The sequence below is a fragment of the Tardiphaga sp. 862_B3_N4_1 genome, assembly GCF_051811085.1.
GTDB classification, from domain to species: domain Bacteria; phylum Pseudomonadota; class Alphaproteobacteria; order Rhizobiales; family Xanthobacteraceae; genus Tardiphaga; species Tardiphaga robiniae.
The window spans coordinates 3,328,963-3,350,528 of the sequence record NZ_JBPWQB010000001.1 but is presented as its reverse complement, the minus strand read 5'-3'; the positions used below and the strand labels follow the sequence as shown (position 1 = coordinate 3,350,528).

The window sequence follows — 21,566 nt, the reverse complement described above, 5'->3', positions numbered from 1 at the left end:
CCTTTTTTTATATTCAGCTTGAAATTGCTCAGGCGGCGGTCGAAGCCTTCTGCGCCTTTTCCTCTGCCTTGGCGGCAGCGGCGACAGCTTCTTCCTTGCGGATGTCCGACAGGCGCTTCTGCACTTCCGACGAGAACACGTACTGTGCCGGACGCTGCTTGGTAAGGTCGATTTCCGGCGCCATCGGGCCCGACGTTTTCACGCCGCGCATCGCCACCCACATGGCCTTGAACGGGTTGCTGATGGCTTCGTCCGCGGCGGTAGGCTCGTAGCCGCAATGGGCCATACAGTCGGCGCACTTCTCGTACTTGCCGGTGCCGTAGGTGTCCCAATCGGTGGTGTCCATCAATTCCTTGAAGGTCTTGGTGTAGCCTTCACCGAGCAGGTAGCAGGGCTTCTGCCAGCCGAAGATGTTGCGTGCGGGCATGCCCCACGGCTTGCACTCGTATTCCTGGTTGCCGGCGAGAAAGTCCAGGAACAGGCCGGAATGCATGATGTTCCACTTCTTGCCCTTGCCGAGTGCAAAGACGTCGCGGAACAGCTTTTTGGTCTTGGTGCGGTTCAGGAAGTGCTCCTGATCCGGTGCGCGCTCATAGGCATAGCCCGGCGACATCGAGACGCCGACGCCGAGCTCAACGGTGTAGTCGAGGAACTTGGCAATGTCCTCGGCCGCATGGCCGTCGAAGATGGTCGCGTTGACGTTGACGGCGAAGCCGCGCGCCTTGGCAGCCTTGATCGCGGACACGGCGCGGTCGAACACGCCTTCCTGCGACACGGCCTTGTCGTGATGATCCTTGAGACCGTCGAGATGCACTGAGAAGAACAGGTAGGGCGATGGGGTGAACAGGTCGAGCTTCTTCTCGAGCAGCAGCGCGTTGGTGCAGAGCGAGACGAACTTCTTGCGCTCGACCAGGCCGCGCACGATCTCGCCGATTTCTTTGTGGATCAGCGGCTCGCCGCCCGGGATCGCAACCATCGGCGCGCCGCACTCATCGGCGGCATCCCAGCATTCCTGCGCCGACATGCGGCGGTTGAGGATAGCGTTCGGATAGTCGATCTTGCCACAGCCGACACAGGCCAGGTTGCAGCGGAAAAGTGGCTCCAGCATCAGCACCAGCGGATAGCGCTTCTGGCCAGTCAGCTTCTTCTTCAACAGATAGGAGCCGATCTTCATTTCTTTAAAAAACGGAATGGCCATTTCGAATTTTCTCTCTGCGCATCACATCGTGACGAAGGTGGATCGAACCGCGGTCAGTTCGGCGGGTAGCTTGAATTCGATATTCTCTTCACGTCCGGGCAACACCGACACCGCAACCGGTCCGATCCGCCGTAAGGTCTCGATCACGTCATCTACAAGCACTTCTGGCGCGGATGCGCCAGCCGTGATGCCTACGGCACGCGCATCCTTCAACCAGGCGGGGTTGAGTTCGCTGCCATCGGCAATGAGGTAACTTGCGACACCGACTTCGGTGCCGATTTCGCGCAACCGGTTCGAGTTGGAACTGTTGGTCGCCCCGACGACCAGGATGACGTCCACAAGTTTGCTGAGGTCTCTTACCGCAGATTGGCGGTTTTGTGTTGCATAGCAGATATCGCGGGTATCGGGGCCCTCAATGTCACTGAAACGCTGTTCCAGGGCCAAAATGATGTCCTTGGTGTCATCCACGCTGAGGGTCGTCTGGGTGATATAGGCGACCGGTTCCTGCGGTGGCAGCGTTAGCGTCTTCACGTCCTCAACGCTCTGAACAAGGTAAACCGGGCCGGGTACCTGTCCCATGGTACCGTCGACCTCCGGATGGCCTGCGTGGCCGATCAGGATGACCTTACGGCCCTTGGACATGTACCGCTTGCCCTGGTTGTGGACCTTGGTAACAAGCGGGCAAGTTGCATTCAAAACAGGCAAGCCACGGGTAGCCGCTTCTTCCTCGACGCTCCGGGCGACGCCATGGGCGCTGAAGACGGTCATGGCATTCGGAGGTACTTCGGAGAGTTCCTCGACGAAAATGGCGCCCTTAGCCTTCAGGCTCTCGACTACGTATTTGTTATGGACGATCTCATGGCGGACATAGACCGGCGCCCCGTAGCGTTCGAGAGCACGCTCTACGATCTCGATGGCACGCACGACGCCCGCGCAGAAGCCGCGCGGCTGAGCCAGAAAGATTTCAAGGGGACGACGATCAAGCACGTGGTACAAAGTCCATAATTGATTCCGGTATAATCCTTAATTCTGTACCACAATCAGGCACATATCCAGCCCAGCTGGATATTTGAGCCGTTCTGTGTGACAAAAATCACTCAGTATGCAATCACGAACCGAAAACGTGGTTTGCGACGACTGGCCGGGTTGCGGTAATATCTTGCGGTTGCGCCACAAGAACCTGAAAACTCTCACTTGTTCGTCACTTTACGGCGCGACGAGGCGTCGCTAACACGGCCGTTGCTACGGTGATCAGCACGTTTTATGCCATCCCATCACATTGCTGAAAGCAAAGCGCATCCAATGCGAAAGTAATGGTTTGCGGAACCCTCACTCGTGAACCGCATTCTTTGCGAGCCTCGTCCAAATAGAAAGAAAAAGCGTGCTGACAAGAGTTGTCGTCTCGATCGTGAACTTCTGCACCCGGTTTGCCCTGCCGGTGGTGCTCGTTTGTGTGCTTCTTTCGATTGGCGCGAGCTATTACACAGCGAAGAATTTCTCGATCAATACAGACATCAACAAGCTGATCTCGCCCAATCTCGATTGGCGTCAGCGCGACATTGCCTTCGACAAGGCCTTCGACCAGGAGCGCCTGATCATCGCGGTGGTTGAGGCGCCCACGCCTGAATTCGCCAATGCTGCAGCCAATGCGATGGAAGCGAAGCTGGTGACCAACAAGACGGATTTCGACTCGGTTCGCCGATTGGATGGCGGAGCGTTCTTCGAGAAAAACGGCTTGCTGTTCCTGCCGACCAAGGAAGTTGTGCAACTGACGGGCCAGTTCCAGCAAGCCGCTCCCTTGATTGAAATCATGGCCGGCGATCCCAGTCTGCGCGGTCTCACCGGCGCGCTGGAGACCGGCCTCACCGGCATTCGCCGCGGGCAGCTTCAGCTCGACGCTGCAGCGCCGACCTTCAACGCCGTTTCGCAAACCATCGAGGACGTGCTGAAAAACGGCAAGGGCACCTTCTCATGGCGCGGGCTGGTCAGCGACAAGCCTCTGACGGATGGCGACAAGCGCGGCTTCATCGAAATCAAGCCTATCCTCGACTTCAACGCGCTTGAGCCCGGCAAGACCGCGACAGATGCGATCCGGCAGGCTGCCATCGACCTGAACATCGCTGGCGAATACGGCGCCCGCGTGCGGTTGACCGGCCCGGTCCCCATCGCAAACGAGGAATTCTCCACCGTGCAGGATGGAGCCATCGTCAACGGGATCGGTACGGTTTTGATCGTGCTGGTCATCCTCTGGATGGCGCTGCACTCGGCCAAGATCATCGTTGCCGTGTTCGCAACTCTGTTCGTCGGCCTCGTCACAACGACCGCCGTCGGTCTTATGATGGTTGGCTCGCTGAATCTGCTGTCGATTGCATTTGCCGTGTTGTTCGTCGGCCTCGGCGTCGACTTCGGCATTCAGTTCAGCGTGCGTTACCGCTCCGAGCGCTACAAGAATGACAACCTGCCGCTGGCTTTGACGAAGGCCGCCGAATATTGTGCCGTGCCCCTGTCGCTCGCCGCTTTCGCAACGGCTGCCGGTTTTCTGTCGTTCCTTCCGACCGATTACAAAGGCGTGTCCGAACTCGGCAAGATCGCCGGCGCCGGCATGATGATAGCGTTCCTGACCAGCATCACCGTTCTGCCGGCATTGCTCGACCTTTTGAATCCCGCGGGCGAAAAGGAGCCCGTCGGTTATGCGTTCCTGGCGCCTGTCGACCGTTTCCTGGAAGAGAAGCGTTTCTGGATTATCGGCATCACACTGGCGCTCACGATCGCCGGTCTGCCGTTGCTCTACTTCCTGAAGTTCGACTTCAATCCGATCAACCTGCGCAATCCGAATGTCGAGTCGATCGCGACCTTCCTCGATCTGCGCAAGGATCCGAACACCGGCGCCAATGCCGTCAATATCATGGCGCCAAACGAGGCCGCTGCGAAGCAGGTCGAAGAACGTCTCTCTAAGGTCCCGGAAGTGGCTCGTACGATTTCGCTCGGCAGCTTCGTGCCTGAGGATCAGCCCGCCAAGCTAAAGGCGATCCAGGAGGGTGCGAAGATTCTCGAGCCGGCTTTGAACCCTGAGTCGATCGACAAGGCGCCAACCGATGCGGAAAATGTCACCTCTCTGAAGGACTCCGCGGCGAGCCTGCGCAAACTTGCGGGAACGCAGACCAGTCCCGGCGCTGTCGCCGCGAAGCGTCTGGCGGATGCATTGGCCAAGACCGCTGATGCTAGCCAGCCTGTGCGCGATCAGGTGCAGGCGACCTTTGTGGTGCCGCTCAAGCTTGCGTTGGGGCAGTTGCGTAATCTGATGCAGGCGAGCCCGATCAGTTTGCAGACCTTGCCAGCCGAATTGGTGAATTCGTGGAAGACCAAGGATGGCCAGATCCGCGTCGAGGCGCAGCCCAACGGCGATCCGAACGATAACGACACGTTGCGCAAGTTCGCCGATGCCGTGCTGAAGTCCGAGCCGCTCGCCGTCGGTGGTCCGATCTCGATCCTGAAGTCGGGCGACACCATTGTCACCGCCTTCATTCATGCGGGCATCTGGGCGCTCCTTTCGATCTCGTTGTTGCTGTGGCTGGCTTTGCGGCGCATCAGCGACGTGTTGCTGACGATCGTGCCCTTGCTGGTGGCGGGAACGGTCACGCTGGAGATCTGTGTGCTGATCGGCTTGCCGCTGAACTTCGCCAACATCATCGCGCTGCCGCTGCTGCTCGGCGTCGGCGTGGCGTTCAAGATATACTATGTGACGGCGTGGCGGGCAGGCTACAAGAACCTGCTGCAGTCATCACTGACACGCGCGATTTTCTTTAGCGCGCTGACGACTGCCACGGCGTTTGGCAGCCTGTGGCTGTCGAACCATCCGGGCACCGCGAGCATGGGTAAACTGCTCGCGATGTCCTTTGTCGTGACGCTGGCGGCCGTGCTGCTATTCCAGCCGGCTCTCATGGGTAAGCCGCGCGAGACTAGTGAGTGACCTTGTTGATCTCGGGCAGCAGGCAGATATCGCCGATATCGGCTGGCTGTCCCGGCACTGTTGCCGCAGCGGTTTTTTGACCGGCAGGAGCCGTGGCCTTGGGTGTGCCGGCCGCAGGAGCCGGTGCAGCCTTGGGTGCAGCAGCAACTGTCGGAGTAGTAGCTGGGGCCATCTTGCCACCGGTGGCAGCGCCCGCCTTGGGCAGGGCGCCCTTGGCGGTGAGGTTCGAGGGGCTCGATGGAATCGACGGGCCTACGCGCGTCCAGGTCTGACCGCCGCACAGGAAACCGAGGACGCATCCTTCGATTTCAAGTTCGTCAGCTGTATCACCGAGCTTGATCGTCGATTTATAGAATTTTCCGTCCTTGGCATTGTAAACCTGACCCGCCCACTTGTCGTTTGCGGCATTCTTTTTCATGTCCAGCAATGTCACGATGCCCAGAGTGGGGCGCGCCTTCTTGGTGGCATCGGGATTGTTCTTGTCGATCCCGCCGGGGGTCTTTTCCCAGGCTACGGCCCCCCACATGCTGCCACCGCATTCAGCAACACGAATATGCGCGACGCCGTCCTCGACCTTCCAATCGCCGGTCGGATCAGCTGCAAATGCGGGAGCCAGCCCTGCCGAAAACAAGCCTGCCGAAAAAAGGATTCCGCAATATGTAAGAGTACGCGTAGTAATGCGTGGGCGCTGCAACATGTTTAGACCTATGCTTAAGTAGCGGTTCTCGGCGAAGTCAAATCGCCGCATTTACGGTTTTCAGTTGACGAAGCGACCATCAACCGACGTATGTAACTCATGGTATATCCGAATCTAGACGTTTCCGAGATGTTTGTTGAACGGGAGGCGCAGCGTAGCTCGATGCATACGCGCCATCTTAATGAACAGCTCGTTCGAGTCCTCAAGACCATCGGATATGACGTTGGCTTTCAGCGAGGCACCGGCCAGTATTTGTTCGACCGGGACGGCGCCCGTTATCTCGATCTACTGAGCGGATTTGGCGTTTTTGCGATTGGCCGGAACCATCCGGTGATGCGGAATGCGCTCAAAAGCGTGCTCGACGCCGACATGCCCAATTTGGTGCAAATGGATGTTTCCACACTCGCAGGTATTCTCTCAGAGAAGCTGCTGGAAAACGTCCCCTATATGGACAAGGTGTTTTTCGCGAACTCGGGCGCGGAAACCGTCGAGGCGGCTATCAAATTTGCTCGCAATGCGACCGGCCGCGACGGGATCGTATATTGCGATCACGCCTATCACGGACTGACCTATGGCGCGCTGTCGCTGACCGACGACACCAATTTCCGCACCGGCTTCGGCCCGCTGCTCTCGGGCTGCACCACGGTGCCATTCAACGACCTCGAAGCGCTGGAGAAGGCGCTGTCGTCCAAGCAGGTTGCCGGCTTCATCGTCGAACCGATCCAGGGCAAAGGCGTCAACCTGCCCACCGACGAATTCCTGTCGGGCGCCGCTGCGCTGTGCCGCAAATACGGCACGCTGTTCATCGCCGATGAAATCCAGACCGGCCTCGGACGCACCGGAAAATTTCTGGCGATCGAGCACTGGAATGTCGAGCCCGACATGATCCTTCTCGCAAAAGCCTTGTCGGGAGGTCATGTTCCTGTTGGCGCACTGCTGACGCGAAAAAGCATCTTCGACAAGATCTTCAACCGGATGGATCGCTCGCTGGTCCATGGTTCGACCTTCGGCAAGAACGATCTGGCGATGGCCGCCGGTATCGCCACGCTGGAAATCATGAAGCATGAGAAGCTGGTCGAGAACGCGGCTAAGCGCGGTGCCGAATTGCGGCTCGCTCTGCAGAACATGATTCCCGAATTCGAGCTTCTGAAGGAAGTGCGCGGCAAAGGTCTCATGATCGGTGTCGAATTCGGCCCGCCGAAGTCGCTGCGCCTCAAGGCATCATGGAACATCCTGGAGTCGGCCAGCAAAGGCCTGTTCTGCCAGTTGATCACCGTACCGCTGTTCAAGGAGCAGAAGATTCTGACTCAGGTCTCCGGCCACGGCAGTCACACCATCAAGCTGCTGCCGCCGCTGGTGGTCACCGAGGACGACGGAAAGTGGATCGAGAACTCGTTCCGTACCGTGATCGCCGATAGCCATAAGGTTCCTGGTGCGATCTGGTCGCTCGGCAAGACGCTGGTCGACAACGCCGTGCGGAAGTCAGCTTAAACCCTACCGTCCATCCGCCACGATCATCGACGCGCCTTTTTCCGCGATCATCGCGGTCGGCGTGTTTGTATTGCCCGACGTGATCGTTGGCATGACCGAGGCGTCCACGACGCGCAATCCGGCGATCCCGTAGAAGCGCAGCCGCTCGTCCACCACGGCCATCGGGTCCGAGGCTGTGCCCATTTTCGCGGTCCCGACAGGATGGAAGATGGTGGTGCCGATATCGCCGGCGGCCTTGGCCAGCGACGCCGCATCGTCGCCAACCGATGGCCCCGGCAGATATTCTTCGGGATGATAGGCGGCGAGCGCCTGCTGCTTCATCAACCTGCGTGTCACGCGGATCGCATCGGCAGCAACCTGACGGTCGTCGTCCGTCGAGAGGTAGTGAGGGGCGATGGCCGGGGCGTCATCGGGCTTCGCCGAGCGCAGTTTGATTTCGCCGCGCGATGTGGGCTGCAGATTGCAGGCAGCAATGGTGATCGCCGGAAAGCGATGTAGCGGATCGCCGAATTTGTCGAGCGAGAGCGGCTGCACGTGAAACTGGATGTTGGCGCGTTCGCGATGGGCATCGGAGCGCGTGAAGATGCCAAGCTGCGATGGCGCCATGGTCAACGGTCCGCGGCGGCGAAGCGCGTAATCGACGCCCATCCAGCCACGGCGGAACAGATTGTAGTAGGTCTCGTTCAGCGTGCGCACGCCGGAGACCTTGTAAATCGCGCGCTGCTGCAGGTGGTCCTGCAGGTTACGACCGACGCCCTGACGATCGAGTGTGATGTCGACACCAGCGGCGGACAGCCACTCCGCGGGCCCGATGCCGGAGCGCTGCAACAGATGCGGTGAGCCAACCGCGCCAGCACACAGGACGACTTCACCCCTGGCGCGTGCCTCGATCTCCTGGCCGTTCTGGGTGAAGCGCACGCCGACGGCGCGGCCGTTTTCGACGATCAGGCGATCGACCATCACTTTGGTTTCAAGCCGCAGGTTCGGGCGGCTCAATGCCGGTTTGAGAAAGCCACGCGCCGACGACCAGCGGCGGCCGCGCTTCTGGTTGACGTGAAAATAGCCGATGCCTTCATTGTCGCCGGTGTTGAAATCGGCGGTCTTGCGAATGCCCATTTCGGCCGCTGCATCGCCGACGGCGTCGAGTACTTTCCACGACAGCCGCGGCTCTTCGATACGCCAACCGCCACCCGCGCCGTGATGTTCACTAGCGCCGAGGAAATGATCTTCCAATGTCTTGAACGCCGGGAGGACATCGTCATAACCCCAACCATTGAGGCCGAGCTGTCGCCAGTGGTCGTAGTCGGCCGCCTGGCCGCGCATCGAGATCATGGCATTGATCGCGGAGGAGCCACCGATCACCTTGCCGCGCGGATAGGCCAGCGCGCGGCCATTGAGGCCGGGCTCCGGCTCGGTGCGAAACATCCAGTCGGAGCGGGGGTTGCCGATGGCAAAGAGGTAGCCGACCGGAATGTGAAACCAGATCCAGTTGTCGTTGCCGCCGGCCTCCAGGATGAGGACGCGCTTGGCGGGATCTGCCGAGAGTCGATTGGCGACGATGCAACCGGCGGTACCTGCACCAACCACGATATAATCGAAATCACCCTCGAGCCGTGTCGTCATCGTTTCCCTGCCGCATCCGTTTCACGGTCTCACCTGCCGTGCCGAAAGGGATTAACGAGGCGGCGGGCGTCTGTACAGCGTGTGATGGGGCCGGTGGGGTGGGCCGTTGGCACGCGACATGCTAGACAAGGATATCGCCGTTCCACCGCATCGAGACCTTGACCCATGCCCATCATCAATCGTGTCGCCGATCTGCAACCGGAAATCATGGCCTGGCGCCGTGACCTGCATGCCCATCCCGAGCTGATGTATGACGTGCACCGGACCGCGGGCTTCGTGGCGGAACGACTGAAGGAGTTCGGTTGCGACGAAGTTGTGACGGGCTTGGGACGAACGGGTGTCGTGGGCGTCATCAGGGGCCGCAAGCCGGCCTCGGGCGAGCACAAGGTGATCGGGCTGCGCGCCGACATGGACGCGCTGCCCATCGAGGAAGAGACCAATCTGCCTTACGCCTCGAAGACCCCGGGCAAGATGCATGCCTGCGGTCACGATGGTCACACGTCCATGCTGCTGGGAGCGGCGCAATATCTCGCGGAGACCCGCAATTTCGCCGGCGATGCCGTCGTCATCTTCCAGCCGGCCGAAGAGGGCGGTGCGGGCGCTGCGGCGATGATCAAGGACGGCTTGATGGACCGTTTCAAGATCGATCAGGTCTATGGCATGCACAACAATCCCGGCATGCCCGTCGGCTCCTTCGCGCTGCGTCCGGGCCCGATCATGGCGGCGATGGACCGCATCTCGATCCAGATCGAGGGCAAGGGCGGCCATGCCGCCTATCCGCACAAGACCATCGATTCCGTGCTGGTCGGCTCGCAGCTCGTGATGGCGCTGCAGACGATCGTTTCCCGTACCGTCAATCCCCTGGAATCCGCGGTGCTGTCGATCTGTGAATTCCATGCCGGGCATGCCAGCAACGTCATCCCGGCGACCGCTGAACTGCGCGGCACCGTGCGAACGTTGAACGCCGAAGTGCGCGATCTCATGGAGAAGCGCATGAACGAGGTGGTCAACGGCGTCGCGCTGCAGACCGGCGCGAAGATCGTGCTCGACTATGACCGCGGCTATCCCGTGGTGGTCAACCATCGCGCCGAGACCGACATGGCGGTGCGCGTCGCCAGCGAAATATCCGGGGCCGAGAAGGTCAATATCGACATGCCGCCGGTGATGGGCGCCGAAGACTTCGCCTATATGCTGGAAGCGCGCCCCGGCGCCTTCATCTTCTGCGGAAACGGCGACAGCGCCGGGCTGCACCACCCCGCCTATAATTTCAACGACGACGCCATCGTTTACGGCACGTCCTATTGGGTGAAGCTGGTGGAGACCACGCTGGCGGCCTGACAGCGGGCGTCCACGCAATGATTTTTAATAGCTGCGTCACAACCTCAGGAACAAGACACAACAGGTGACGTTGAGCCGCGGGAAACACCCCCTGGCTTAACGGAGTGCGCGTCATGGCGACTAAGGACAAAGACCTCAATGACCTCTTTCTCGATACGCTCAAGGATATCTACTTCGCGGAAAAGCAGATCCTGAAGGCCCTGCCGAAGATGGCCAAGGCCGCAACATCAGACAAATTGCGCGCCGCTTTCGAAAAGCATCACGACGAAACCGAAGGCCAGGTCGAGCGCCTGGAACAGATATTCGAGCTGCTCGACAAACCCGCCCGCGGCAAGACCTGCGACGCCATCCTGGGTATCCTCGACGAAGGCAAGGAGATCATGGACGAGTACAAGGGGACGAGTTCGCTCGATGCCGGCCTGCTTGCTGCGGCACAGGCCGTCGAACACTATGAGATCTCGCGCTACGGCACCTTGAAGGCCTGGGCCACGGAACTCGGCATGAAGGACGCGGTGCGGCTGCTCGACGAGACGCTCAATCAGGAAAAGAAGACCGATGAGTCATTGTCGGTGCTGGCGAAATCGGCAGTCAATCTGGCTGCTGCGGCGTAGACTAATTTGCATCGGTGGCGCTTGCTTAACCTCTCCTCGCTCTGCGCGGGGAGAGGTCGCCGCGTCTTCGCGGCGGGTGAGGGGCATGGCAAGGTGCTCACCTCGACTACACAATTTGCGGATCGCAAGAGCCCCTCACCCCAGCCCTCTCCCCGCAAGAGCGGGGCGAGGGTGCTCGAGGCCGTCGCTTGGCGTTGAACTTTACTCTGCGGCCTGTGCGTAGTCTTCCATCGGCGGACACGAACAGACGAGGTTGCGATCACCATAGACGTTGTCGACGCGGCCGACCGGGCACCAGTATTTGTCGGTGCGTGAGGTCCCAGCCGGGAAGCAGCCTTCGGCGCGTGTATAAGCGCGCTTCCAGTCGTCATCCGCGATATCGTGCACCGTATGCGGTGCATGACGCAGCGGCGACGCCTCGACGTTCCAGCGGCCGCTCTCGATATCCGCGATCTCCTTGCGGATCGCGATCATCGCCTCACAGAACCGATCGAGTTCGAGTTTCGATTCCGATTCCGTCGGCTCGATCATCAGCGTCCCCACGACAGGAAAGCTCATGGTCGGTGCGTGGAAACCGTAGTCGATCAGGCGCTTAGCGATATCGTCGACGGTAACGCCGGCAGACGTCTTGAATGCGCGTGGATCGATGATGCATTCATGCGCCACGCGACCCTTTTCGTTGCGATACAGCACCGGGAAGTGCGGATGCAGCCGGGTGGCAATGTAGTTCGCATTGAGGATCGCAAGCTCGGTGGCCGAGGTGAGACCCGCGCCGCCCATCATCAGGATGTAGATATAGGAGATCGTCAGGATCGACGCCGAGCCATAGGGCGCGGCCGACACCGGACCCACCGGCACATCGCCGTTGGCCGAGGGATGACCCGGCAAATAGGGCGCCAGGTGCGCCTTGACGCCGATCGGGCCCATGCCGGGCCCGCCGCCGCCATGCGGGATGCAGAAGGTCTTGTGCAGGTTGAGATGGCTGACATCAGCGCCGTAATCGCCGGGCCGCGACAGGCCGACCTGCGCGTTCATATTGGCGCCGTCGAGATAGACCTGACCGCCATTGGCGTGGACGATCTCGCATATCTCGCGGATATGTTCCTCGAACACGCCGTGGGTCGACGGATAGGTGATCATGATTGCCGCGAGATTGGCGGCATGCTTCTCCGCCTTGACGCGAAGGTCGTTGACGTCGACGTCACCGCGCTTGTCGCAGGCGACGACAACCACATCCATATTGACCATGCTGGCCGACGCAGGGTTGGTGCCGTGCGCCGATGACGGGATCAGGCAGATATTGCGATGGCTGTCGCCGCGCGCCGCGTGATAGGCGCGGATCGCGAGCAGGCCGGCATATTCGCCCTGCGCGCCGGAATTGGGCTGCAGCGATACAGCGTCGTAGCCAGTGATGTCGCACAGCCACTTTTCCAGTGTCGCGAAAAGCTGGTGATAGCCGGCGGCCTGTTCGCGGGGCACGAATGGATGCAGCGAGCCCCAGGCGGGCCAGGTCAACGGCATCATCTCGGTGGTGGCGTTCAGCTTCATGGTGCAGGAGCCGAGCGGGATCATCGCGCGGTCGAGCGCCAGATCGCGATCCGAGAGCTTCCGCATGTAACGCAGGAGTTCGGTCTCGGAGCGATGGCTGTGGAAGACGGGATGGGTGAGGAAGGCCGAGCTGCGCTTCAGCGAGGCGGGCAGGGCGTCGCTGACGCCATGCTCGACGTCTGAATAGCCAAGCTTGCCGCCGAAGGCGCGCCAGATGGCTTCCACAGTCTCCGGCGTCGTGGTCTCGTCGAGCGCGATGCCGATGGTGCCGTCACCGATGCGCAGGTTGATCTTCTCGGCCTGGGCTGCGGCAATGATGCCGTCGCGCTTGTCGCCGACGGTCACGGTCAGCGTATCGAAGAACGCTTCGCTCTCCGGCGCGAAACCGAGCTTCTTCAGGCCGGCGGCCAGCACCAGTGTGCGGCGATGGACCGTGCGGGCGATGTGCTTGAGACCTTCGGGGCCGTGATAGACCGCATACATCGAGGCGATGACGGCGAGCAGCACCTGCGCGGTGCAGATATTCGACGTCGCCTTCTCCCGGCGGATATGCTGTTCGCGGGTCTGCAGCGCGAGGCGATAGGCGGGCTCGCCGCGGGAATCGATGGAGAGGCCGACGAGACGGCCCGGGATCGAGCGCTTGATCGCGTCGCGCACCGACATGTAGCCGGCATGCGGACCGCCATAGCCCATCGGCACGCCGAAGCGCTGCGCCGAGCCGATCGCGATGTCCGCGCCGAGTTCGCCCGGCGAGGCCAAAAGCGTCAGCGCCAGTAGGTCGGCGGCGACGACGGCGAGCGCGCCCTTCGCTTTAAGGGCGGCGATGGCCGGCTTGAAATCGCGCACGATGCCCGTCGTGCCGGGATATTGCAGGATCGCGCCGAACACATCGGCCTTGTCGAGGTCAGTGAGCGGATTGCCGATCTGAAGCTTCCAGCCGAGCGGCTCGGCGCGGGTGCGCAGCACCGCGAGGGTCTGCGGATGAACTTCATGATCGACGAAGAAGGTTTTGGTCTGAACGTTTGAGGCGCGCTCGGCCAGCGCCATGGCTTCCGCAGCAGCGGTCGCTTCATCGAGCAGCGATGCATTGGCGACGTCGAGACCGGTGAGATCGCAGATCATGGTCTGGAAGTTGAACAGCGCCTCGAGTCGGCCCTGACTGATCTCCGGCTGATACGGCGTATAGGCCGTGTACCAGGCCGGGTTCTCCAGGATATTGCGCTGGATCACCGTCGGGAGAACCGTGCCGGAATAGCCCTGGCCGATCAGCGACGTGAACACCGCGTTCTTGGCCGCCATCTCGGTCATATGCGCCAGCGCCTCGGTTTCGCTGAGCGCGCGGCCGAGATCGAGCGGCGTCTTCTGGCGAATCGAGGCAGGGAGCGTCTCGCCCATCAGTGCGGACAGGCTTTTCGCGCCGACCGCTTCAAGCATCACACGAATATCGGCTTGCGAAGGGCCGATATGGCGGCGGACGAAATCGGTGGCGACGTCGCCGGAAGATTTGTTCAGGGTCATCTGTTGTTCCTCGAACGAATTTCAGAAGCTCGTCATGGCCAGGCTTGTCCCGGGCATGACGACTAGGCGGTGTGGGCTTTGTAGGCGTCGGCATCCATCAGGCCATCAAGCTCGCTCTTGTCGGCGAGTTTGAGCTTAAAGAACCACGCCTTGCCGTCGGCATCGGAATTCACCAGCGCAGGCTCGGCGGCGAGCGCGTCGTTGATCTCGACGACCTCGCCGGTGATCGGCGCATAGACGTCGGAGGCGGCCTTGACCGATTCGACCACGGCGGCGGCTTCGGCCTTCTTCAGTGCGCGGCCGACTTTGGGCAGTTCGACGAACACGACGTCGCCGAGCTGCGACTGTGCGTAATCGGTGATGCCGACAGTGACGACGTCGCCGTCAATCAGGAGCCATTCGTGGTCTTCGGTGTACAGGGTGGTCATGGATCAGTTCCTCAACGCTTGTAGCTGTGGGGGACGAAGGGCATGGGTGACACTTTCATCGGCATGCGCTGGCCGCGAAGCTCGGCATAGACGGTGGTGCCGTCGGCTGCCTGCGCGCTGGGCAGATAGCCCATTGCAATTGGCGCGCCGAGACTGGGGCCGAAACCGCCCGAGGTGACGCTGCCGATCGATTCGGTGGAGGTGGCGTCCGCAAACAGCAGCACACCTTCGCGCACTGGCGCGCGGCCTTCCGGCAGCAGGCCGATGCGCTTGCGCGGCGCGCCGCCATCGAGCTGCGCCAGGATCTTGTCGCTGCCGAGAAAACCGCCGGCGCGGGCGCCGCCGGTGCGGCGGCTCTTCTGGATCGACCAGTTCAACCCGCCTTCGATGGGCGTGGTCGTCGTGTCGATGTCATGGCCGTAGAGGCACAGCCCGGCTTCGAGACGCAGGCTGTCGCGGGCGCCGAGGCCGATCGGCAGGACGTCGGGACGATCGAGCAAGGCGGAGGTCAGCGCTTCGGCCTGATCGTTCGGGATCGAGATCTCGTAGCCGTCTTCACCCGTATAGCCGGAGCGTGAGACGAAGCAGGCAATGCCGTTCACCTGATGCGGGCCGGCATCCATGAACTTCATCGCCGGTGCCTCAGGACAGAACTTTGCCAGCACATCCGCGGCCTTTGGCCCTTGCAGCGCGATCAGCGCGCGTTCGGGCAGGGTCTCGATGATGCAGGTGTCGGAGAGATGCGCGCGCAGATGCGCCTCGTCTTCATCCTTGCACGCAGCGTTCACCACCAGAAACAGGTGATCGCCGAAATTCGCCACCATCAGGTCGTCGAGAATGCCGCCGCCCTCATTGGTGAACTGGGCATAACGCTGACGCCCCGGTGCCAGCGCCAGAATGTCCATCGGCACCAGCTTCTCGAGCGCCAAGGCCGCATCTTCGAGTTTGCCGGACTTCGCCCGCAAGGTGAGCTGGCCCATATGGGAAACATCGAACAGTCCCGCGGCCGCGCGGGTCTGGAGATGCTCCTTCAGCACGCCGGTGGCGAATTGCACCGGCATGTCATAACCGGCGAAGGGCACCATCTTGCCGCCACGGGCGATGTGGAGGGCGTGCAGCGGCGTTTGTTTTAAGGTTGAGGGTTTATCAGTCGCTAGCATGGTGACGGGTCCTCGCGGTTCCCCGGGACCATTCCCGGAGTGCCTATACGAGCCCCATCTGTCGCTGTGCCTGAGAGTATTATCCCGTCGGCGGACGCCATCGGCCCATTCGGGCTCAAAGGCATCTCTTTCCAGATGCTAACCTGTCACGCGGTCCTTTTGCCTGAGAGTTTCCGGGGCGGTTGCTCCTTCGGCGCCGGCCCAAACGGGGGCCGATCTCTCCCGACGTGACGTCTTTCAACGCCGGCACAAGAGCATGCGTTCCCTGAATCTGTCAACGCGGTTCCGGCACCTATCAACGGCCCTGTGCTGCTGCGGCAAGCCCCTGATCCGCTTGAATGATCCCTTGTCATCCCCTTGCACAGTTTCTGGACAGGCCTAGTGCCGCCGGTCTAAAAGCAACCGGTTGTGGCATTGGCCGGCGGCAAATCTTCAAACAATTTGGCCGTGGGCGATTTTTAGGCGCCAAGTCTTGAACGTAACAAGTCTTGGGCGCAATGGGACTGATATGAGCGGCGTTAACGAGATCAGGTCGGCATTTCTGAATTACTTCGCGGCGAATGGTCACGACATCGTGTCGTCGTCGCCGCTGGTGCCGCGCAACGACCCCACGCTGATGTTCACCAATGCCGGCATGGTGCAGTTCAAGAACGTTTTTACCGGCGTCGAGAAGCGGCCTTATCAGCGCGCGACGACGTCGCAGAAATGCGTCCGTGCCGGCGGCAAGCATAACGACCTAGACAATGTCGGCTATACCGCGCGCCATCACACGTTCTTCGAGATGCTCGGCAACTTCTCGTTTGGCGATTATTTCAAGGAACGCGCGATCGAGCTCGCCTGGAACCTGATCACCAAGGAGTACGGCCTCGCCAAGGACCGCCTGCTGGTCACTGTCTATTCCGAGGATGATGAAGCTTTTGCACTGTGGAAGAAGATCGGCCTGCCGGATTCCAAGATCATCCGCATCCCGACTTCGGACAATTTCTGGCAGATGGGCGACACCGGCCCGTGCGGTCCGTGTTCGGAAATCTTCTTCGACCATGGCGACAAGATTCCCGGTGGTCCTCCCGGCTCGCCAGATGAAGACGGCGACCGTTTCATCGAGATCTGGAATCTCGTTTTCATGCAGTTCGACCAGCTGGCGCCGGGCAACCGCATCTCGCTGCCGAAGCCGTCCATCGACACCGGCATGGGCCTCGAGCGCATCGCTGCGGTGCTGCAGGGCAAGCACGACAATTACGACATCGACCTGTTCGTCGCACTGATCCGCGCCATCGCCGATCTCACCGGCGCCGATCCGCAGGGCCCGATGAAGGCCTCGCTCCGCGTTATCGCCGACCATCTGCGCGCCTCATCGTTCCTGATTGCCGATGGCGTGCTGCCGTCGAATGAAGGCCGCGGCTATGTGCTGCGCCGGATCATGCGCCGCGCCATGCGTCACGGCCAGTTGCTCGGCGCCAAGGAGCCGCTGATGTGGCGCCTTGTGTGGGCGCTGGTGCGCGAGATGGGCCAGGCCTATCCGGAGCTGGTGCGCGCCGAGAGCCTGATCGAAGAAACGCTGCGCCTCGAAGAGACGCGCTTCCGCAAGACGCTGGATCGTGGTCTCGGCATTCTCGACGACAAGAGCGCGTCGCTGAAGAAGGGCGACATGTTCGACGGCGAGACCGCCTTCACGCTGTACGACACCTATGGCTTCCCGCTCGATCTGACCCAGGACGCACTGCGCAACCGCGGCATCTCCGTCGATATCGCGTCCTTCACCGACGCGATGGAAAAGCAAAAGGCCAAGGCGCGCGCGTCGTGGTCGGGCTCGGGCGATACGGCGACCGAAACCGTGTGGTTTGGCCTGCGTGAAAAACTCGGCGCGACGGAATTCCTGGGATACGAGACTGAGTCAGCCGAAGGTGCAGTTACCGCGCTGGTGAAGGACGGCAAGGAAATCGATAGCCTCAAGACCGGCGATACCGGTGCGATCGTTCTCAACCAGACGCCGTTCTATGCGGAGTCCGGCGGTCAGGTCGGTGATCTCGGCATCATGACAGGCGAGGGCGTAACCTTCCGCGTTACCGAAACCCAGAAGCGTGCCGGCGATCTGTTCGTGCATATCGGTACGGTCGAGCAGGGCACGCTGAAAATTGGCGCAGCGCTCGCGCTGGAAGTTGACCACGCCCGTCGCTCATCGATCCGCGCCAATCACTCGGCGACGCATCTGCTGCATGAAGCGCTGCGTCAGGTGCTCGGTGATCACATCGCGCAGCGCGGCTCGCTCGTGGCGCCGGACCGGCTGCGTTTCGATTTCGTGCATCAGAAGCCGATCACGGCCGACGAGCTCCGCCGGGTCGAAGACATCGCCAACAATGTCGTGCTGGAAAACGACGCAGTCACCACGCGCTTGATGGCGGTGGACGATGCGCGCGAGGCGGGCGCACGCGCACTGTTCGGTGAGAAATACGGCGACGAAGTTCGCGTTGTCTCCATGGGCAAGATGCCGCGCGATAGCGGCGGCAATGCGCTCGGCTGGTCGGTCGAACTTTGCGGCGGCACCCATGTGCGGCGCACTGGCGACATCGGCATGATCTCGGTCACCGGCGAAAGCGCAGTGTCTTCCGGCGTGCGCCGCATCGAGGCGCTGACCGGTAATCATGCACGTCATCACGCCAACGAGACGATCCTTCTCGCGAAGACCGCGGCGAACGAGCTCCGTACGACGCTCGACGACATGCCAGCGCGCATCGCTGCGCTGATGGACGAGCGCAAGAAGCTGGAGCGTGAGCTCTCCGAGGCGAAGAAGACCATCGCGATGGGCGGCGGTGCTGCGGCTGGCGCATCGGCCGCTGGTGGCGCATCCGCAGACGTCAAGACCGTCGGCGACGTCAAGCTCATGGCCAAGAGTGTGTCGGGCATCGAGATGAAGGATCTCAAGAGCCTCGCTGATGCCGGCAAAAAGCAGCTCGGCTCCGGCGTGGTCGCGATCATCAATGTCGGTGAAGACGGCAAGGCCGGCGTCGTGGTCGGCGTCACCGAGGATCTGACCAAGCGCTTCAGCGCTGTCGATCTGGTGAAGCTCGCCTCTGAAGCCTTGGGCGGCAAAGGCGGCGGTGGGCGGGCGGACATGGCGCAGGCCGGCGGTCCGGACGGCGCCAAGGCCGATGCGGCGCTGAAGGCGATCGAAGCGGCGATCGGCAACTAATCTCGTCATTCCGGTGTCGTGAACGCCGCCAAGCGGGCGCGAACCCGGAATCCCGTAGTGTTTTACTATGTCGAGATTCCCCGCCATTCCAACTGGAATGGCTGAGGTTCACGCTCTCAGCTTCGCTGAGATCGCACCTCGGAATGGCAGTGTGGGTCACACAACCCCATCTCGCGATGACGTGACCGCTCGCGCCTGCGACCATGAGTAGCCCTCGTTAAGGGTGGCATCCCACGCGCCCATGCGGCAAAAAGCGGCATGGAGCATAACACCCCGCTGATTTCCACCGTCGTCGTCGGCCTCGTACTGGCATTCATCCTCGGCCTGATCGCACAGCGCATTCGCGTGTCGCCGCTGGTCGGCTATCTGCTCGCCGGCGTCTTCATGGGCCCATTTACGCCCGGCTATGTGGCGGACCAGAATATCGCCAATGAACTCGCGGAAATCGGCATCATCCTGCTGATGTTTGGCGTAGGCCTGCATTTCTCGCTGAAGGATTTGCTGTCGGTCAAGAATATCGCGATCCCCGGCGCCATCGTGCAGATCGCCGTGGCGACACTGCTCGGCATCGGTCTCGGCGAGGCGCTCGGCTGGTCGTTCGGTGGTGGCCTTGTGTTTGGCCTCGCGCTGTCGGTGGCTTCGACGGTGGTGCTGCTTCGCGCATTACAGGAACGACGTCTGGTGGACAGCGAGCGTGGCCGCATCGCCATCGGCTGGCTGATTGTCGAAGACCTCGCGATGGTGCTGACGCTGGTGCTGCTTCCGGCGATCGCTGGCCTGCTTAAAGGCGAGGGCAATGGTGCCAGCATGTCAGCACTTGCGATGCCGGTGCTGATCACGCTCGGCAAGGTCGCGGGCTTTGTGATCTTCATGCTGGTGGTCGGCCGCCGCGTCATCCCGATGCTGCTGCACTATGTGGCGCACACCGGCTCGCGCGAACTGTTTCGCCTTGCGGTGTTTGCCATCTCGCTCGGGGTCGCCTTCGGCGCAGCCCTCGTCTTCGACGTGTCATTCGCGCTCGGTGCGTTCTTTGCGGGCATGATCCTCAGCGAGTCCGAACTCAGCCAGCGCGCTGCCAACGAGACGTTGCCATTGCGGGATGCGTTCGCGGTGTTGTTCTTCGTCTCGGTCGGCATGCTGGTCGATCCGGCGATCATCCTGCGCGAACCGCTGCCGCTGCTCGCCACAGTGTTCATCATCCTGTTTGGCAAGTCGGCGGCTGCCTTCGGCATCGTCCGGCTGTTCGGCTATCCGACCTCGACGGCGCTGACGATCTCCGCCTCGCTGGCGCAGATCGGCGAATTCTCCTTCATTCTCGTCAGCCTTGGCGTGGGCCTCGGCCTGCTGCCCGATCGCGGCCGCGATCTCGTGCTCGCCGGCGCGATTATCTCGATCATGCTCAACCCGCTGTTCTTCGCATTGCTCGATCGCCTACTGGCCGATAAGGACGCGAAAGCGGCGGCAGCGAGTGAAGCGGCCGCTGCGGACAGCAAGGAGAAAGCGGTCACGCGCGTCCCGTTGCCGGAGACGCAACTCAAGGACCACGTCGTGCTGGTCGGACACGGCCGCGTTGGCAGCGTCGTCAGCAGGGCGCTGCGCCTGAACAACACGCCGCTGCTGGTGATCGAGGACACGCCGGGCGTCGTCGAGCGTCTGCAGAAGGAAGGTGTTGAGGTCGTCACCGGCAATGCCGCGGCGCCGGACATGTTGCAGGCTGCAAATGTGATGGGCGCCAGGGGATTGCTCGTCGCCATCCCGGACGCCTTCGAAGGTGGCCAGATCGTCGCCAAGGCGCGTGCGCTCAACCCTACGCTTCCGATCATCGCCCGCGCCCATTCCGAAGAAGAGATCGCGCATCTCAAGCATCACGGCGCCAATGTCGTGATCATGGGCGAGCAGGAAATCGCCAAGGCGATGCTGCTGCAGATCGGCACGACGGCGGCCGTTTAGTCGCGCCGTTGCGATCAGGTCATCACACCGACCGCGTCATGCCGCCATCGACGCGAATGTTCTGGCCGGTGATATAGCCAGCGCCATCCGATGCGAGGAATGCGACCGTGGCTGCGATCTCGTCGCTCTTGCCATAGCGTTGCATCGGGACGCTCTGGCGCCGCTCTTCGGTGGCGGGCAGGCTGTCGATCCAGCCGGGCAGCACATTGTTCATCCGTACATTGTCGGCGGCAAAACTATCCGCGAACAATTTTGTGTAAGAGGCGAGACCGGCGCGGAATACGGCTGAGGTCGGAAACATTGCCGAGGGTTCGAACGCCCAGGCGGTGGAGATGTTGATGATCGCGCCGGACTTCTGCTTCTGCATGATCGGTGTCACCAGCCGCGTTGGCCGGATCACGTTCATCAGGTAGACATCCATGCCAGTGTGCCACTGCTCGTCGGTGATATCGAGCAGCGGCGCACGCGGGCCGTGACCGGCGCTGTTTACCAGCGTGTCGATCCGGCCCCATTTCTCCAGCGTGTCATCGACCAGTCGCTTCAAATCGTCGCTCGACTGGTTGGAGCCGGTGACGCCAATGCCGCCGAGTTCTTGCGCCAACGCTTCACCTTTCCCCGATGAAGACAGGATCGCGACCTTGAAGCCGTCGGCGGCAAGGCGGCGCGCGGATGCGGCGCCCATGCCGCTTCCACCCGCGGTGATGATGGCGACTTTGTTAGATGACATGAGGCGGTCTCCCTGACTGTTTTTCTGGTCGTCTTGCTCTAGCGGCAAATCGTTCGGCGTAGAAACGCAAATCCCGGAGCCTGGCTCTGTGCCTGCTTGGTATTGTCCACGGCGCCG

General features: G+C 61.5%; 14 protein-coding genes and 1 riboswitch. Of the genes, 6 read left to right on the top strand and 8 right to left on the bottom strand.

Translation table 11 applies throughout. The features are described from left to right. Window positions 1–28 precede the first annotated feature (28 nt). Window positions 29–1,198 carry an adenosyl-hopene transferase HpnH gene (gene hpnH / locus AB8B02_RS15995; RefSeq protein WP_439064415.1) on the bottom strand — a complete coding sequence of 390 codons (1,170 nt, stop codon included), beginning with the start codon at window positions 1,196–1,198 and terminating at the stop codon, window positions 29–31. A gap of 21 nt (window positions 1,199–1,219) precedes the next feature. Continuing rightward, window positions 1,220–2,185 carry a 4-hydroxy-3-methylbut-2-enyl diphosphate reductase gene (gene ispH / locus AB8B02_RS15990; RefSeq protein WP_439064414.1) on the bottom strand — a complete coding sequence of 322 codons (966 nt, stop codon included), beginning with the start codon at window positions 2,183–2,185 and terminating at the stop codon, window positions 1,220–1,222. 394 nt (window positions 2,186–2,579) lie between these two features. Here ispH and AB8B02_RS15985 point away from each other — a divergent pair, with 394 nt between their 5' ends. After that, window positions 2,580–5,168, top strand: coding sequence for an MMPL family transporter (locus tag AB8B02_RS15985; protein WP_439064413.1), 2,589 nt, complete (start codon window positions 2,580–2,582; stop codon window positions 5,166–5,168). On the opposite strand, the gene AB8B02_RS15980 is transcribed toward AB8B02_RS15985, so the two are convergent. Beyond that, window positions 5,158–5,865 (bottom strand): DUF2147 domain-containing protein, encoded by a 708-nt coding sequence (locus tag AB8B02_RS15980; protein ID WP_439064661.1) that lies wholly within the window; start codon window positions 5,863–5,865, stop codon window positions 5,158–5,160. The two genes, AB8B02_RS15985 and AB8B02_RS15980, sit on opposite strands and share 11 nt — an antisense overlap. A gap of 99 nt (window positions 5,866–5,964) precedes the next feature. On the opposite strand from AB8B02_RS15980, the gene hpnO reads away from it, so the two are divergent. Continuing rightward, window positions 5,965–7,356, top strand: a complete 1,392-nt coding sequence (gene hpnO / locus AB8B02_RS15975; protein ID WP_439064412.1) for an aminobacteriohopanetriol synthase HpnO — start codon at window positions 5,965–5,967, stop codon at window positions 7,354–7,356. 3 nt (window positions 7,357–7,359) lie between these two features. On the opposite strand, the gene AB8B02_RS15970 is transcribed toward hpnO, so the two are convergent. Continuing rightward, complete coding sequence (locus AB8B02_RS15970) at window positions 7,360–8,979, bottom strand: GMC family oxidoreductase (protein WP_439064411.1); 1,620 nt, start codon at window positions 8,977–8,979, stop codon at window positions 7,360–7,362. Between the two features lie 165 nt (window positions 8,980–9,144). Here AB8B02_RS15970 and AB8B02_RS15965 point away from each other — a divergent pair, with 165 nt between their 5' ends. Then, a complete protein-coding gene (locus AB8B02_RS15965) occupies window positions 9,145–10,317 on the top strand; it encodes a M20 aminoacylase family protein (RefSeq protein ID WP_093756520.1) in 1,173 nt (390 codons plus the stop codon). A gap of 113 nt (window positions 10,318–10,430) precedes the next feature. Further along, window positions 10,431–10,928: a YciE/YciF ferroxidase family protein gene (locus AB8B02_RS15960; protein ID WP_089265675.1), complete on the top strand. Its 498-nt coding sequence runs from the start codon at window positions 10,431–10,433 to the stop codon at window positions 10,926–10,928. Between the two features lie 201 nt (window positions 10,929–11,129). On the opposite strand, the gene gcvP is transcribed toward AB8B02_RS15960, so the two are convergent. The 3 genes from gcvP to gcvT form a co-directional block, all read right to left on the bottom strand. After that, the gene (gene gcvP / locus AB8B02_RS15955; protein WP_439064410.1) at window positions 11,130–13,994 is read right to left on the bottom strand and encodes an aminomethyl-transferring glycine dehydrogenase; all 2,865 of its coding nucleotides are present in this window, start codon (window positions 13,992–13,994) and stop codon (window positions 11,130–11,132) included. Window positions 13,995–14,056: 62 nt separating this feature from the next. After that, window positions 14,057–14,422, bottom strand: a complete 366-nt coding sequence (gene gcvH, locus AB8B02_RS15950) for a glycine cleavage system protein GcvH (RefSeq protein WP_439064409.1) — start codon at window positions 14,420–14,422, stop codon at window positions 14,057–14,059. Window positions 14,423–14,433: 11 nt separating this feature from the next. Further along, on the bottom strand, window positions 14,434–15,582 hold the full coding sequence (gene gcvT, locus AB8B02_RS15945; RefSeq protein ID WP_439064408.1) for a glycine cleavage system aminomethyltransferase GcvT: 1,149 nt from the start codon (window positions 15,580–15,582) through the stop codon (window positions 14,434–14,436). A gap of 141 nt (window positions 15,583–15,723) precedes the next feature. Then, window positions 15,724–15,818: riboswitch (glycine riboswitch) on the bottom strand. Between the two features lie 272 nt (window positions 15,819–16,090). Between gcvT and alaS the strand changes: the two genes are divergently transcribed. Then, window positions 16,091–18,772, top strand: a complete 2,682-nt coding sequence (alaS, locus tag AB8B02_RS15940) for an alanine--tRNA ligase (protein WP_439064407.1) — start codon at window positions 16,091–16,093, stop codon at window positions 18,770–18,772. 258 nt (window positions 18,773–19,030) lie between these two features. Next, on the top strand, window positions 19,031–20,722 hold the full coding sequence (ybaL, locus tag AB8B02_RS15935) for a YbaL family putative K(+) efflux transporter (RefSeq protein ID WP_439064406.1): 1,692 nt from the start codon (window positions 19,031–19,033) through the stop codon (window positions 20,720–20,722). Between the two features lie 22 nt (window positions 20,723–20,744). On the opposite strand, the gene AB8B02_RS15930 is transcribed toward ybaL, so the two are convergent. Further along, window positions 20,745–21,449, bottom strand: coding sequence for an SDR family oxidoreductase (locus AB8B02_RS15930; RefSeq protein WP_439064405.1), 705 nt, complete (start codon window positions 21,447–21,449; stop codon window positions 20,745–20,747). Between the last annotated feature and the right edge of the window lie 117 nt (window positions 21,450–21,566).